We start from the raw sequence: 14201 nt of genomic DNA on the forward strand, positions 1-14201 counted from the left end.
TTGATTCACAAGGCAACAGCTCTTGGAAGCCAGCTGGCACGGGGATTGCAAACGTTCTGAGCAAAGCCGCTTCAACGAGAGCCAGACCCCATGATCCGAGACACATCCGCACAAGACCAGATCCTCAGCCCCGGCCGCAACACCCCGGCCCGGCGCTGGCTGCTGGCCGGCATCGGCCTGGCCGCCGTGCTGGCCCTGGGCTATACCGTGCCCAAGCTGCGCGAGCAGGTCGGCGGCAGCGGCGCGTCTTCGGTGAAGCTCGCGCGCCTGAGCCTGTCCACCGCCGAGTGGGGTCCGCTGACGCGTGAAGTCAGCGGCGAGGGCAAGGTGGTCGCGGCCGTCAGCCCCACGCTTTATGCCGGCAATGCCGGCAGCGTCAGCCTGGCGGTGCAGGCCGGCGACCCGGTCAAGCGCGGCCAGATCCTGGCCCGCATCGCAAGCCCCGACCTGGCAGCCCGCCTGGCCCAGGAGCGATCGAACGCTGACGCGCTGAAGAGCGAATGGCTGCGCGCTGAAGCCGACGCCCGCCAACAGCGCGCCCAGAGCCAGAGCAATCTGGAAACCGCCACCATCGCCCAGCAAAGCGCGCGCAACGAGCTCAAGCGCCAGACCCAGGCCTTCGAGGCCGGTGCCACGGCACGCATGCAGGTGGACCAGGCCCAAGATGCCCTGGCCCGCGCCGACGTCGCCCTGCGCCAGGCCCGCGGGCTGCTGGACCTCAAGGACGAGGCCAGCAAGTTCGAACTGCAGGCCAAGCGCCAGGCCTTCGAGCGCCAGCAGCTGAATGTGCAGGACCTGAGCCGCCAGGTCGAGGAATTGGCCGTGCGCTCGCCGGTGGACGGCCAGGTAGGCCAGCTCTTCATCACCGACCGGGCCAGCACGGCCAAGGACGGCAAGTTGCTCTCGGTGGTCGACCTGAGCGCGCTGGAGGTGCAGATGCAGGTGGCCGAAAGCTTTGCCCGCGAGCTGCAGCCCGGCATGCCCGGCACCATCCAGGGCAATGGCCAGCAATGGAAGGGCGTGGTCAGTTCGATCTCGCCCGAAGTGGTCAACAACGAAGTGGCGGCGCGCCTGCGCTTCGAGGGCCAGCGTCCCGAGCAGCTGCGCCAGAACCAGCGCCTCTCGGTGCGTGTGCAGCTGGACCAGCGCGCCCGCGTGCTCAGCGTCGCCCGCGGCAGCTTTGTCGACGAAGGCGGCGGCCGCTTTGTCTACGTGTTGAAAGACGGCCAGGTGCAGCGCCGCGCCATCCGCCTCGGGGCCCAGAGCCTGGCACGCATCGAAGTGCTGGAAGGCCTGCAGGCCGGCGAACAGATCGTCAGCAACGGCGGCGAACTCTTTCAAGGCAAAGAACGGGGGACGGTGAGTGAGTGATTCGCTGGAGCTCAGTGAATGGTGAATGGCGAATCGTGGTTCGCCCCGGCTACAGCCCGATCACGATTCACCACCACCCGCTGACCACCGACGACTCACGACTCACGACTCACCAATCACGATTCACACCCCAAGGACCCACCCATGCTCAAGATGCAATCGCTCGCCAAGGTCTACCGCACCGAAATGGTCGAGACCTATGCCCTGCGCAACTTCAACCTCGAGGTCAAGGCCGGTGAGTTTGTCGCCGTGACCGGGCCCTCGGGCTCGGGCAAGACCACGTTCTTGACCATCGCCGGCCTGCTGGAGGCCTTCAGCGGCGGCCGCTACGAGCTGGACGGCGTGGACGTCAGCGCCATGGACGACGACGCCCGATCGCGCATCCGCAACCAGAAGATCGGCTTCATCTTCCAGGCCTTCAACCTGATCCCCGATCTGAACGTGCTCGACAACATCGAGGTACCGCTGCGCTACCGCGGCATGGGCGCGGCCGAGCGCAAAAAACGCGCCACCGAAGCCCTGGCTCGCGTGGGCCTGTCGGCACGCGCCAAGCACTACCCGGCCGAGCTGTCCGGCGGCCAGCAGCAGCGCGTGGCCATTGCCCGCGCCCTGGCCGGTGAACCCAAGCTCTTGCTGGCCGACGAGCCCACCGGCAACCTCGACAGCAGCATGGCCCGCAGCGTGATGGATCTGCTGGAAGAGCTGCACCGCGACGGCGCCACCATCGTCATGGTCACCCATGACATGCAACTGGCCGCGCGCGCGCAGCGCAATGTCCATGTGATCGACGGCCAGGTGGTCGACCTCGCGGCCGAGCTGCGCCTGGACCCGCAGCTGCTGCATGGCCAGAGCACCGAGCACGCAGCGCAGTGAGCCACACGATGAAGCGATCACACCCGACCTGGCGCCGGCTGGCCGCGGCGGCGCTTGTGAGCATGGGCCTGGGCTTGACCGGCTCGGTGCGGGCCGAGACGAGCCAGGACCTGCTCCAGGTCTACGCCCAGGCCCACGCCGCCGACCCGCGCCTCGCTCAGGCCCAGGCCCTGCGCGGCGTTCAGCAGCAAAGCGTGGCCCAGGCTCGCGCTGCCTTGCTGCCGCAGTGGAGCCTGGAGCTGGCCGCCAGCCGCCAGCCCGGCGGTGCCCAGCAGCAGCAGTTGAGCAGCCGCATCAGCCAGGCGCTGTTCGACCTCAGCCGCCTGCGCGAATGGGACGCCGAAAGCCGCCTGCTCTCGGCCGAGGAGGCTCAGCTGCAGGCGGCCGAGCAAGCCCTTTGCGCCCGGGTCGCCAGCGCCTACTTCGGCGTGCTCTCGGCCCAGGCCGCCCTGCGCAATGCGCAGGCCAATGAGGCGGCCTTTGCCGGCCAGGTGGGGCAGGCCCAAAAGCGCTTCGAGGCGGGCTTGTCGGCCGCAGTCGATGTCGAACAGGCACGCACCTACCACCAGCTCTCGCGCGGCAACAGCCTGCAAGCATTGGAGGCCTTGGAAGACGCACGCGCCGCCCTGGCCGAGATCACCGGCCAGGCCCCGGCCACCCTGCAAGGCCTGAGTGCCGAGCTGCGAGCCCAGCCCCCGCAGCCGGCCTCGCGCGAAGCCTGGGTCGAGCAAGCCTTGCGCCAGAACCCGGCCCTGCGCGCCGAAACCCTGCGCCTGCAAGCGAGCGAAGACCGCATCGCCGCCAGCCGCGCCGCCCATCTGCCCAGCCTGAGCCTGGGCCTGGACAGCCAGCGCCTGCAGGGCGCGGCCGTGCCGGCGGCGCTGGAGGGCCGCAATGAGCACACCGTGGCCCTGCGCCTGACCATCCCGCTGCTGGCCGGTGGCGCCACCCGTGCGCAGAGTCAGCGCGCCGTGCACCAGCGCGACGCCCAACGCGAGCAGCTGGAGCAAGCGCGCCGCGCCCTGCAGCGCGAAACCCAGGCCCAGTACCAGGCCGTGCACTTCAGCGCCCAGCTCCTGGACAGCACCGCAGCCGCCGTGCAGGCCGCCAACGAAGCCCTGGCCGCCACCCGCGCCGGCCAAGCCCTGGGCACCCGCAGCATGACCGACCTGCTGCTGGCGATTCAGTCCCAAACCGCCGCGCAAGGCGCCCACGAGCAGGCCCGCCATCGCCATGTGCTGGCCACCGTGCTCTTGCAACAGGCCGCCGGTCAGCTCAACGAGGCCAGCCTGGCCGCCGTCAATCAACTGCTGCAAGCGCCTGGCAAAGCCAACAGCGCCAAGGAGAACTCCTGATGAATATGCTGGGCTATTACCTTGATCTCGCCCTGCGCAGCTTCCGCGCCTCGCGCGGCCTGAGCCTCTTGATGATCCTGGCCCTGGGCCTGGGCATCGGTGCCTGCATGACCACGCTGACGGTCTTCCATGTGCTGGGCGGCGACCCGATTCCGGGCAAGAGCGAACGCCTCTTCAATGTGCAGCTCGATCCCGAACCAAACGACCCCACCTTCAAGCCCGGCGACGAGCCGACGCTACAGCTGACCCGTTTTGATGCCGAGACGCTGCTGCGAGCCAAGAAAGCCAAGCGCCAAGTCATGATGACCGGCTCCCAGACCGCGGTGCTGCCCGAGGACCCCGCGCTCAAGCCCTTCATCACCATGGCGCGCTGGACCAGCGCGGACTTCTTCACCATGTTCGAAGCGCCCTTCCAGTACGGCAGCGGCTGGGACGAAGCCGCCGACCTGGCCGACGCCCGGGTGGTGGTGATCTCACACAGCCTGAACGAAAAGCTGTTCGGCGGCGCCAACAGCGTGGGGCGCGAGATCCGCCTGCGCGAGCAGGGTTTCCGCGTCGTCGGTGTGCTCAAGCCCTGGCGGCCCGTGCCGCACTACTTCGACCTGACTCTGGGCGCCTACAGTGCGCCGGCCGAGGTGTATGCGCCGATCTCGACCTCGCTGCGCCTGAATATGGGGGCCACCGGCAATATGAGTTGCTGGGGCGATCTGGGGGGCAAGCACCCACGCGATCTGAACGTGCCTTGTGCCTGGCTGCAGTACTGGGTCGAGCTGGAATCGGCCGCCCAGGCCGAGGACTATCGCAAGTACCTGCAGCAGTACTCCGAGGAGCAGGGCCGCGCCGGTCGCTTTGAGCGGCCGGCCAATGTGCGCTTGCGCCCGGTGATGGCCTGGCTGGAGCAGCAGCAGGTGCTGCCCAGCGATGTGCGTTTGCAGGTCTGGCTGGCCTTCGGCTTCTTGCTGGTCTGCCTGACCAACACCGTGGGCCTGCTGCTGGCCAAGAGCCTGCGCCGCTCGGCCGAGATCGGCGTGCGCCGCGCCCTGGGCGCCACCCGCCGCGCCATCTTTCAGCAGTTCCTGGTCGAGGCCGGTGTGCTGGGCCTGATCGGCGGTCTGCTGGGCCTGGCCCTGGCGGCCCTGGGGCTGTGGCTGGTGCGGCTGAGCCCGACCCCTTATGCCGCCTTGGCCGAGATGGACTGGCCCATGCTGGCCCTGACCCTGGGCCTGGCTCTCTTGGCCAGCCTCACCGCCGGCCTGCTGCCGGCCTGGCACGCTGCCGGCGTCAGCCCCGCCCGACAACTGAAAACACAGTGAGGTTTCGATCCATGGAACTGATGCCCATCCTCTCCACCCTGCGCCGCCACAAGACGGCCGCCGGCTTGATCGTGCTCGAAGTGGCCTTGAGCTGCGCCATCGTCTGCAATGCCCTGCACCTGATCCACCAGCGCCTGGAGCGCATCCAGGCCGACAGCGGCCTGGCCGAGGCCGAGCTGGTGACCTTTCGCGTCGCCGGCATCGGCGCAGTCGGCAATGTCGATGAGGTCACCAGCCAGGACCTGCAGGCCTTGCGCGCCATCCCCGGCGTGCGCGATGTCAGCATCAACAACCAGGTCATGTACGGCAACAGCAACAGCTTCAGCGGCGTGCGCCTGCAACCCAACCGGGACGCCAACAGCATTGGCTTTCCGCAGTACACGGTGGACGAGCATGGCCTGACCACCTTGGGTCTGAAGCTGGTCGAGGGGCGCAACTTCCGCGCCGAAGAAATCGTGCTCGACAACGCCTTCAACGGCCCCGGCGAGAACCCACCGCGGCCGCGCCAGATTGTGCTCAGCCAGGCCCTGGCGAAGCGCCTGTTCCCCGACAGCTCTGCCCTGGGCAAACAGGTCTACGTCTTCGGCGATACGCCGATGGAGGTGATCGGCGTGGTGCAGACCTTGGGCAATGTCCATCCGGGCCCGAGAACCCAGAGGCCAGGCGACGCCGAAGGTGCGGGCCAATACGGCATGCTGCTGCCGCTGCGCAACAGCTACCGCGGTGCCTATTACGTGATGCGGGTGGATCCGGCGCAGCGGGAGGCCGCGCTGAAGGCCGCCGGCACGGCACTGGAGGCCATAGGCGGCAAGCGCATCGTGCGCGAGGCCCGCACCTTGGAGGAGATGCGCAGCGCCTACTACGCGCAGGACCGCGCCATGATTTGGCTGCTCGGCGGCGTCTGTGTGGCCCTGCTGCTCGTCACCGCCTTCGGCATCGTCGGCCTGGCCAGCTTCTGGGTGCAGCAGCGCACGCGCATGATAGGCACGCGCCGGGCCCTGGGTGCCACGCGCGGCCAGATCCTGCGCTACTTCCAGCTCGAGAATTTTCTGCTCTCCACGCTTGGCATCGGCCTGGGCATGGCCGCGGCCTATGGCATCAATCTGGCGCTGATGCGCAGCTACGAGCTGCCCTTGCTGCCGGCCTACTACCTGCCAGTGGGTGCGCTCACGCTTTGGGCCCTGGGCCAGCTGGCCGTGCTCGGCCCGGCCCGCCGCGCGGCTGCTCTGCCGCCGGTGGCGGCGCTGCGCTCGGCTTGAGCCGCGCCAGCCTCGGCACAATCATCGATTCACGAGTTCACCGGTCGCCACTCCAACATGCCCCTCCCCGCCCTCCTCGTCATCGACATGCAGATCGGCATGAGCTGGCCCGCAGCCGAGCAGCGCAACAACCCTGGCGCCGAAGCGACCCAGCTGCGCCTGCTACAGCACTGGCGTGCGCAGGGCGCGCCGGTGGTCCATGTTCGGCACATCTCGCGCACACCGGCTTCGCCTTTCTGGCCGGGTCAGGTCGGGGCCGAGTTTCAGCCGGCGCTGAGCCCGCTGGCAAGCGAGCATGTGGTCGAGAAAAACGTGCCCGATGCCTTCATTCACAGCGGCCTGGAACGCTGGCTCCATGTGCGCGACATTCGCACGCTGGTGATCGTCGGCGTCAGCACCAACAACTCGGTGGAATCGACCGCGCGCAGCGCCGGCAATCTGGGCTTTCACACCCAGGTGGTGGCCGATGCCTGCTTCGCCTTCGCGGGCCAGGACTTCCATGGCCGGCCGCGCAGCGCCGACGAGGTGCACGCCATGGCCTTGGCGAACCTGCAGGGCGAGTACGCCACGGTGCTGAACAGCGAGGACTTGCTCGCTGCGACGGCCGCCTGAGCCGGTGCCTAAACAGGGGCCTGCCCCCAAGCTCCGTGCCCCTTGAGCACGGGCTATGCTCCCGCCCGATATGCGAACGATTCTGATCATTGACGACAACCCGGGCGTGGGCGAAGCACTGAGCCTGCTGCTCTCGCTGCACGACATCCGCGCCCTCTACGCGCCCAGCCCAGCGCAAGGCTTGGAGCTGCTCGCTCGTAACGAAGTTGACCTGCTGATCCAGGACATGAACTTCAGCGCCGACACCACCTCGGGCGAAGAAGGCCGGGCCCTGTTCCAGCGCGTGCGCGCCGCCCACCCCGACCTGCCTGTGATCCTGCTGACCGCCTGGACCCAGTTGGAGCAGGCCGTGGCCCTGGTCAAGGCCGGCGCCGCCGATTACCTGGCCAAACCCTGGGACGACCACAAGCTGCTGGCCACGGTAGAAAACCTGCTGGAGCTGTCGGAATCCACGCGCGAGCTGCAGCTGAACCGCCAGGCACGCAGCCAGCGCCTGGAACAGCTGCGCCAGCGCTATCGCCTCGATGACCTGGTCTGCCGCTCCGACGCCATGCTGGCGACGCTGGAGACCGCCTGCCAGGTCGCCCGCGCGCCGCTGCCGGTGCTGATCACCGGGCCGAATGGCAGCGGCAAGGAGCGCATTGCCGCCATCGTCCACGCCAACTCGGCGGTGGCCGGCGGGCCCTTCATCGCCCTGAACTGCGGCGCCCTGCCCGGCGACTTGCTTGAGGCCGAGCTGTTCGGCGCCGAGAGCGGCGCCTACACCGGCGCCAACAAAGCACGCGAGGGCCGCTTTGAGGCGGCCGATGGCGGCACCTTGTTCCTGGACGAAATCGGCAACCTGCCCCTGGCCGGCCAGATCAAGCTGCTGCGCGTGCTGGAGACCGGCCGCTTCGAGCGCCTGGGCTCCAACCGCACGCGCGAAACCCGGGTGCGGGTGCTCTCGGCCACCAATGCCGATCTGCAGGCCATGGTGGCGGCCGGCAGCTTTCGCGAAGACCTGTTCTACCGCCTCAATGTGATCGAGCTGCGTCTGGCGCCCCTGGCCCAGCGGCGCGAGGACATCCTGCCCCTGGCCGAGCATTTCCTGGCTGCGGCGCAGACCGCCGAGGGACGGCGACCCCAACTCAGCGAGGCCAGCCGCGCCGCCCTGCTCGCCCACCCCTGGCCGGGCAATGTGCGCGAGCTCAAGAACGCCATGGCGCGCGCGGCCCTGCTTTGCCGCGAGGGCCTGATCCAGCCGGCCGATCTAGGCCTGCTCAGCACGCAAGTGCCAGCGGCGGGGACAGGCGCCGGTGCCAACCACCGCAATCTCGATGAGCCCAGCCGCGCGGCGGTGCAGGCCGCGCTGAACGCCAGCGGCGGCGTGGTCAGCCGGGCCGCCCAGGCCCTGGGTTTGTCGCGTCAGGCCCTGTACCGGCGGATGGAGCGTTACGGCATCGCCGACCCGCTCTGAGTCCGGGCACGCCTCACCATGCATCTGCGTCTCTTCCTGGCCTTGCTCGTGGCCGCCTTGCTCGGCATGGCGGCCCAAGCGGCCGTGGCCCGCTGGCAGCTGCCGCCCGCCAGCCTAGCCCTCGTGCTGCTGCCCCTGCTCTGGCTGAGCGGTGTGCTGCTCGCGCCGCTGCGCCGCCTGCTGCGCGCGCTGGAGGGCGCGGTGCTGAACTACCGGGATGGCGACTTCAGCATGTCGATCGCCTCCGGCGGCATGGGCCGCCTGGGCGGCAAAGAGCTGGCGGCCCTGCTGCGCGCCCACCAGGAGCTGGGCCTGGCCCTGCGCGAGCAGCGCCAGCAGCTGGCCCGGCGCGAGCTGATGCTGGACACGGTGGTGCAGAACACGCCGCTGGCCCTGCTGCTGCTCAGCGAGCCCGAGGGCCGGGTCAGTTATGCCAATATCGCCGCGCGCCAGCTGCTGGACCAGGGACGCAGCCTCGCCGGCCGCAGCCTGGCCGAGTTGCTGAGCGAGGCGCCCGAGAGCTTGCGCCAGGCCCTGGCCAGCGAACAAGACCAGGTGTTCGCCATGGCCGAGGCTGGGCAAGACGAGCTTTTTCACCTCTCCCAGCGCCGCCTGCAGCTGCAGGGCCAGCCGCAGCGCCTGCTGCTGCTGCGGCGCATGACGCGCGAGCTCTCGCGTCAGGAAGTGGCGAGCTGGAAGCGGGTGATCCGCGTCATCAGCCACGAGCTCAACAATTCGCTGGCGCCGATCTCCTCTTTTGCCCACAGCGGCGCCGAACTGGCGCGGCGCGGCCAGATCGAGCGCTTGGAGGCGGTGTTCCGCAATATCGGCGAGCGTTCGCGCCATCTGCACAGCTTTCTGGCCGCCTATGCCGAGTTCGCCAAGCTGCCGGCGCCGCAGTGGCAGGCAGTGGACTGGCCGAGCTTTCTGGGTGGCCTGCTGGCCCAGCAGCCCTACCGACTGGACGGCGAGACGCCGACGCAAGCCGCCCGTTTCGACGCCGGCCAGATCGCCCAGGCCCTGCTCAATCTGCTCAAGAACGCGCAGGAAGCCGGCGGCCCGGCCGAGGAGGTCAGCCTGGCCGTGCAATGGCGGGCCGGCGAACTCTGCTTCATCGTCAGCGACCGCGGCAGCGGCATGAGCGAAGCGGTGCTGGCCCAGGCCTTGCTGCCCTTTTATTCGACCAAGCGCAGTGGCGGCCAGCAGGGCGGCACCGGGCTCGGTCTGGCCCTGGCGCGCGAGATCGCTGAGGCGCACGGGGGGTGCGTCGGCCTGAGCAACCGCGAGGGTGGCGGTCTGGAAGTGCGTTTGAGCCTGCCGCAGTGAGCGCCGCGTTGTGCGGGGTCTGAGCGAGGTCTGAGCGACAATCGCCGCCCCATGCGCATCGAAGACATCCGCCAGCGCCTGCGCGCCCTGGGCGCCAAGCCTCCCCATGAACTCCGCCTCCTGCGCGACTGGGTGCGGGCGCGCCCGCACGATCGCAGCCGGCGCAAGCCCGAGAACTTTCTGCCCCTGGCCTTGCGCGAAGGCCTGGAGGCGCTGGACGTGGATCTGCAAGGTCTCGCCCGTCTGGTTTCCAGCCACCCCGGTGAAGACGGCTCGGCCCGCCTGCTGCTGGCCCTGCGCGACGGCATGACGGTGGAAAGCGTGCTGCTGCCACGCGATGGCTTGTGCGTGTCCAGCCAAGTCGGCTGTGCGGTCGGCTGCCAGTTCTGCATGACCGGGCGCGAGGGCCTGATCCGCCAAGTCACCAGCGCCGAAATCATTGCGCAAGTGGCCCTGGCGCGCAGCCTGCGGCCGGTCAAGAAGGTCGTGTTCATGGGCATGGGCGAGCCGGCCCACAACCTCGAGCATGTGCTGGAGGCGATCGAGCTGCTGGGCCTGGAAGGCAATATCGGCCACAAGAGCCTGGTGTTCTCGACGGTCGGCGACCCGCGTGTGTTCGAGCGCCTGCCCCTGGGCCCGGTCAAACCGGCGCTGGCTTTGTCCCTGCACACCAGCCGCGCCGATTTGCGCGAACGTCTGCTGCCGCGCGCGCCGCGGCTGACACCGGAGGAACTGGTCGAGCTGGGTGAAGACTATGCCCGCAAGACCGGCTATCCGATTCAGTACCAGTGGACCCTGCTGGACGGCATCAATGACACGGCCGAGGAGATGGACGGCATCGTGCGCCTGCTCAAGGGCAAGTACGCCATCCTCAACATGATCCCCTACAACAGCGTGCCCGAGTTGCCCTTCACCCGGCCCAGCTGGGACAAGGCCCAGGGCATCGCCCGCGCCCTGCACCAACGCGGTGTGTTGACCAAGCTGCGTGACTCGGCCGGTCAGGATGTGGACGGCGGCTGTGGCCAGTTGCGCGCTCGGGCGCTGGGCGAACAGCCGCTGCGCCTGCAACGACAGCCTCGCTGAAGCAAGGCCGAGGCGGCCTCCCTACAATGCCCCCAGCCCCAGTTCGGGGCTGCTCTCATTTGTGCGCCCGCCATGCCCTCGTCCCTGCAGTTCCCCCTGATCCAGCCCGGCAAGAAGTTCAGCCTGCCCCGCCCTACCGGCTCGGCCGATGCGCTGCTGCTGGCGCGCTTTGCGCAGCAGCAACTGGGCGCCGGCCGGCTGACGGCCATCATCACCGCCGAGCCGGGCGACACCCAGCGCCTGGAGGATGAGCTCAAGTTCTTCGCGCCCGAGCTGCGCGTGGGCGTGTTTCCCGATTGGGAAACCCTGCCCTACGACACCTTCTCGCCCCACCAGGACCTGATCTCCGAGCGCTTGGCCACGCTCTGGCAGCTGCTGCAAAGCCGCGGCAAGCCGGCCGCCGAGCGCGAGCTGGACGTGGTGCTGCTGCCGGCCACCACGGCGCTGACCCGCCTGGCCCCGCCCAGCTTTCTGGCCGCCACCACCTTCAACTTCGCGCAGAAGCAGCGCCTGGACGAGGCCAGCCTCAAATCCCAGCTGACCCTGGCCGGCTACAACCATGTAGCGCAAGTCGTATCGCCGGGCGAGTACGCGGTGCGCGGCGGCCTGATCGACCTCTTCCCCATGGGTTCGTTGGTGCCCTACCGGGTCGACCTGTTCGGTGACGAGGTCGATTCCATCCGCACCTTCGACCCGGACAGCCAGCGCAGCCTCTACCCAGTGCCAGCCGTGCGACTGCTTCCGGGCCGCGAGTTCCCCATGGACGAGGCGGCGCGCCAGACCTTCCGCTCGCGCTGGCGCGAAAAGATGGAAGGCGACCCGAGCCGCTCGCGCATCTACAAGGACATGGGTCAGGGCATCGCCACCGGCGGCATCGAGTACTACCTGCCCCTGTTCTTTGAGCAGACGGCCAGCATCTTCGAGTTCCTGGGCGAGCAATGCGCGCTGGCCCTGCACGGCGAGATCGACGAGGCCCTGGGCCGCTTCTGGACCGACACCCGCGAGCGCCACCGCTTCATCCAGCACGATCCCGAGCGACCCATCCTGCCGCCCGAGGAGATCTACTTCAAAAGCGAGGAGTTCTTCGCCCTGACTCACAGCCACGCGGTGCTGGCGGTGCGCGGCCATGAGGCGGTGGACTATGCCCGCCCCCTGCCCGATGTGTCCGTCGAGCGCGGCGCGCAAGAGCCCCTGGCCCGCCTGGCCGCGCATCTGCTGAGCACGCCGCACCGCGTACTGCTGCTGGCCGAAAGCGAAGGCCGGCGCGAGAGCCTGCTGGAGCTGCTGCGCGACAACAAGATCGACCCGCCCTCAGTCAGCGGCCTGGCTGATTTCGAGACCAGCCCGGAGAAGTTCGCCATCACGGCGGCGCCCTTGGCGGCGGGCTTTTTCTGGAATGACCCCGAAGGCGGTCACCAGATTCAAATCTTCACCGAGACCGAACTCTTCGCCACCACGCCCACCACACGGCGCCGGCGCAAGCAGGAGCAGGTCTCCGACGTCAACGCCCTGATCAAGGACCTGTCCGAGCTCAAGGTCGGCGACCCGGTGGTGCACAACAACCACGGCATCGGCCGCTACCAGGGTCTGATCAATATCGACATCGGCGATGGCGCCAGCGAATTCCTGCATCTGGAATACGCCGACAAAGCCACGCTCTATGTGCCGGTGGCCCAGCTGCACCTGATCAGCCGCTACACCGGCGTTTCAGCGGACGAAGCGCCGCTGCACCGTCTGGGCTCGGGCCAGTGGGAAAAGGCCAAACGCAAGGCCGCCGAGCAGGTGCGCGACACCGCCGCCGAGCTGCTCAATCTGTATGCCCGCCGCGCCGCCCGCGAGGGCCATGCCTTCCGCTACTCGGGCCCGGACTACGAGGCCTTTGCAGCCAGCTTCGGCTTCGAGGAAACGCCCGACCAGCGCGCCGCCATCCATGCGGTGATCCAGGACATGATCAGCCCCAAACCCATGGATCGCCTGGTCTGCGGCGATGTGGGCTTCGGCAAGACCGAGGTGGCGCTGCGCGCGGCCTTCGTCGCCGTGATGGGCGGCAAGCAGGTCGCCATCCTCGCGCCCACCACCTTGCTGGCCGAGCAGCACTACCAGAACATCGCCGACCGCTTCGGCCGCTGGCCGGTCAAGGTGGCTGAAATGAGCCGCTTCCGCTCGGCCAAAGAAATCAAGGCCGCGCTGGAAGGCCTGGCCGACGGCACCATCGACATCGTGGTCGGCACGCACAAGCTGCTCTCGGCGGACTGCAAGTTCGCACGGCTGGGCCTGCTGGTGATCGACGAGGAACACCGATTTGGCGTGCGCCACAAGGAGGCGATGAAGGCCATGCGGGCCGAGGTCGATGTGCTGACGCTGACCGCCACGCCGATCCCGCGGACCCTGGGCATGGCGCTGGAAGGCCTGCGCGATTTGAGCGTCATTGCCACCGCGCCGCAGCGCCGCCTGGCCATCAAGACCTTCGTGCGCAGCGAGACCAGCGGCACCATCCGCGAGGCCATGCTGCGCGAGCTCAAGCGCGGCGGCCAGGTTTACTTCCTGCACAACGAGGTCGAGACCATCGAGAACCGGCGCCAGAAGCTGGAAGAGCTGGTGCCCGAGGCCCGCATCATCATCGCCCACGGCCAGATGCCCGAGCGCGAGCTGGAGCGGGTGATGCGCGAGTTCGTGGGCGGCAAACACAATGTGCTGCTGTGCTCGACCATCATCGAGACCGGCATCGACGTGCCCAGCGCCAACACCATCATCATCAGCCGCGCCGACAAGTTCGGCCTGGCCCAGCTGCACCAGCTGCGCGGCCGCGTCGGCCGCTCGCACCACCAAGCCTATGCCTATCTGATGGTGCCCGATCTGGAAGGCCTGACCAAGCAGGCCGCCCAGCGCCTGGACGCCATCCAGGGCATGGAAGAGCTGGGCTCGGGCTTCTACCTGGCCATGCACGATCTGGAAATCCGCGGCGCTGGCGAGATGCTGGGCGAGCACCAGAGCGGCAACATGATGGAGATTGGGTTCCAGCTCTACAACGAGATGCTGTCGGAAGCCGTGCGCTCGCTCAAGGCCGGCAAGGAGCCCGATCTGCTCTCGCCCCTGGGCGCCACCACCGAGATCAATCTGCACGCCCCCGCCCTGCTGCCCGATGCCTACTGCGGCGATGTGCACCAGCGCCTCTCGCTCTACAAGCGCCTGGCCACGGCCGAGAAGAGCGAGCAGATCGACAAGCTGCTGGAAGAGGTGACCGACCGCTTCGGCAAGCTGCCCGCGCAAGGCCAGACCCTGTTCGACACCCACCGCCTGCGCGTGCTGGCCAAGCCCTACGGCGTCAGCAAGATCGACGCTGCGCCCATGGTGATGAACATCAACTTCCGCCCCAACCCACCGATCGATGCCATGCGCGTGATCGAGCTGGTGCAGAAGAACAAGAGCATCAAGCTGGTCGGCAATGACAAGCTGCGCATTGACAAGGCGCTGAGCGACCCCAAGGACCGGGCACAGGCCATCCGCGAAGTGCTGAGGCTGCTCGGCCAACCCATCAAGCAGGACTGAGTTT

At 68.4% G+C, this 14201-nt stretch carries 10 protein-coding genes; all 10 read left to right on the forward strand.

What is annotated here, in order from left to right; all coding sequences use genetic code 11:
• Window positions 1-90 precede the first annotated feature (90 nt).
• The 10 genes from LNV28_RS18630 to mfd all read left to right on the forward strand — a co-directional run bounded on the left by LNV28_RS18630 (window position 91) and on the right by mfd (window position 14197).
• Window positions 91-1371 (forward strand): efflux RND transporter periplasmic adaptor subunit, encoded by a 1281-nt coding sequence (locus tag LNV28_RS18630; protein WP_263519221.1) that lies wholly within the window; start codon window positions 91-93, stop codon window positions 1369-1371.
• Between the two features lie 144 nt (window positions 1372-1515).
• On the forward strand, window positions 1516-2244 hold the full coding sequence (locus LNV28_RS18635) for an ABC transporter ATP-binding protein (RefSeq protein WP_263519220.1): 729 nt from the start codon (window positions 1516-1518) through the stop codon (window positions 2242-2244).
• 8 nt (window positions 2245-2252) lie between these two features.
• Entirely contained in the window at window positions 2253-3599 is a 1347-nt protein-coding gene (locus LNV28_RS18640) for a TolC family outer membrane protein (RefSeq protein ID WP_263519219.1), read from the forward strand.
• Entirely contained in the window at window positions 3599-4912 is a 1314-nt protein-coding gene (locus LNV28_RS18645; protein WP_263519218.1) for an ABC transporter permease, read from the forward strand. Before LNV28_RS18640 ends, LNV28_RS18645 begins: the two co-directional genes overlap by 1 nt.
• An 11-nt stretch (window positions 4913-4923) precedes the next feature.
• Window positions 4924-6171, forward strand: coding sequence for an ABC transporter permease (locus LNV28_RS18650; RefSeq protein ID WP_263519217.1), 1248 nt, complete (start codon window positions 4924-4926; stop codon window positions 6169-6171).
• 57 nt (window positions 6172-6228) lie between these two features.
• Window positions 6229-6783, forward strand: a complete 555-nt coding sequence (locus LNV28_RS18655; RefSeq protein WP_263519216.1) for a cysteine hydrolase family protein — start codon at window positions 6229-6231, stop codon at window positions 6781-6783.
• 70 nt (window positions 6784-6853) lie between these two features.
• A complete protein-coding gene (locus LNV28_RS18660) occupies window positions 6854-8239 on the forward strand; it encodes a sigma-54-dependent transcriptional regulator (protein ID WP_263519215.1) in 1386 nt (461 codons plus the stop codon).
• 18 nt (window positions 8240-8257) lie between these two features.
• Entirely contained in the window at window positions 8258-9565 is a 1308-nt protein-coding gene (locus LNV28_RS18665; RefSeq protein ID WP_263519214.1) for a sensor histidine kinase, read from the forward strand.
• Window positions 9566-9616: 51 nt separating this feature from the next.
• Window positions 9617-10648, forward strand: a complete 1032-nt coding sequence (locus tag LNV28_RS18670; protein ID WP_263519213.1) for an RNA methyltransferase — start codon at window positions 9617-9619, stop codon at window positions 10646-10648.
• 72 nt (window positions 10649-10720) lie between these two features.
• Window positions 10721-14197, forward strand: a complete 3477-nt coding sequence (gene mfd / locus LNV28_RS18675) for a transcription-repair coupling factor (RefSeq protein WP_263519212.1) — start codon at window positions 10721-10723, stop codon at window positions 14195-14197.
• Window positions 14198-14201: the final 4 nt, after the last annotated feature.

The organism is Paucibacter sp. DJ2R-2 (assembly GCF_025717675.1).
GTDB lineage: Bacteria > Pseudomonadota > Gammaproteobacteria > Burkholderiales > Burkholderiaceae_C > Paucibacter_A.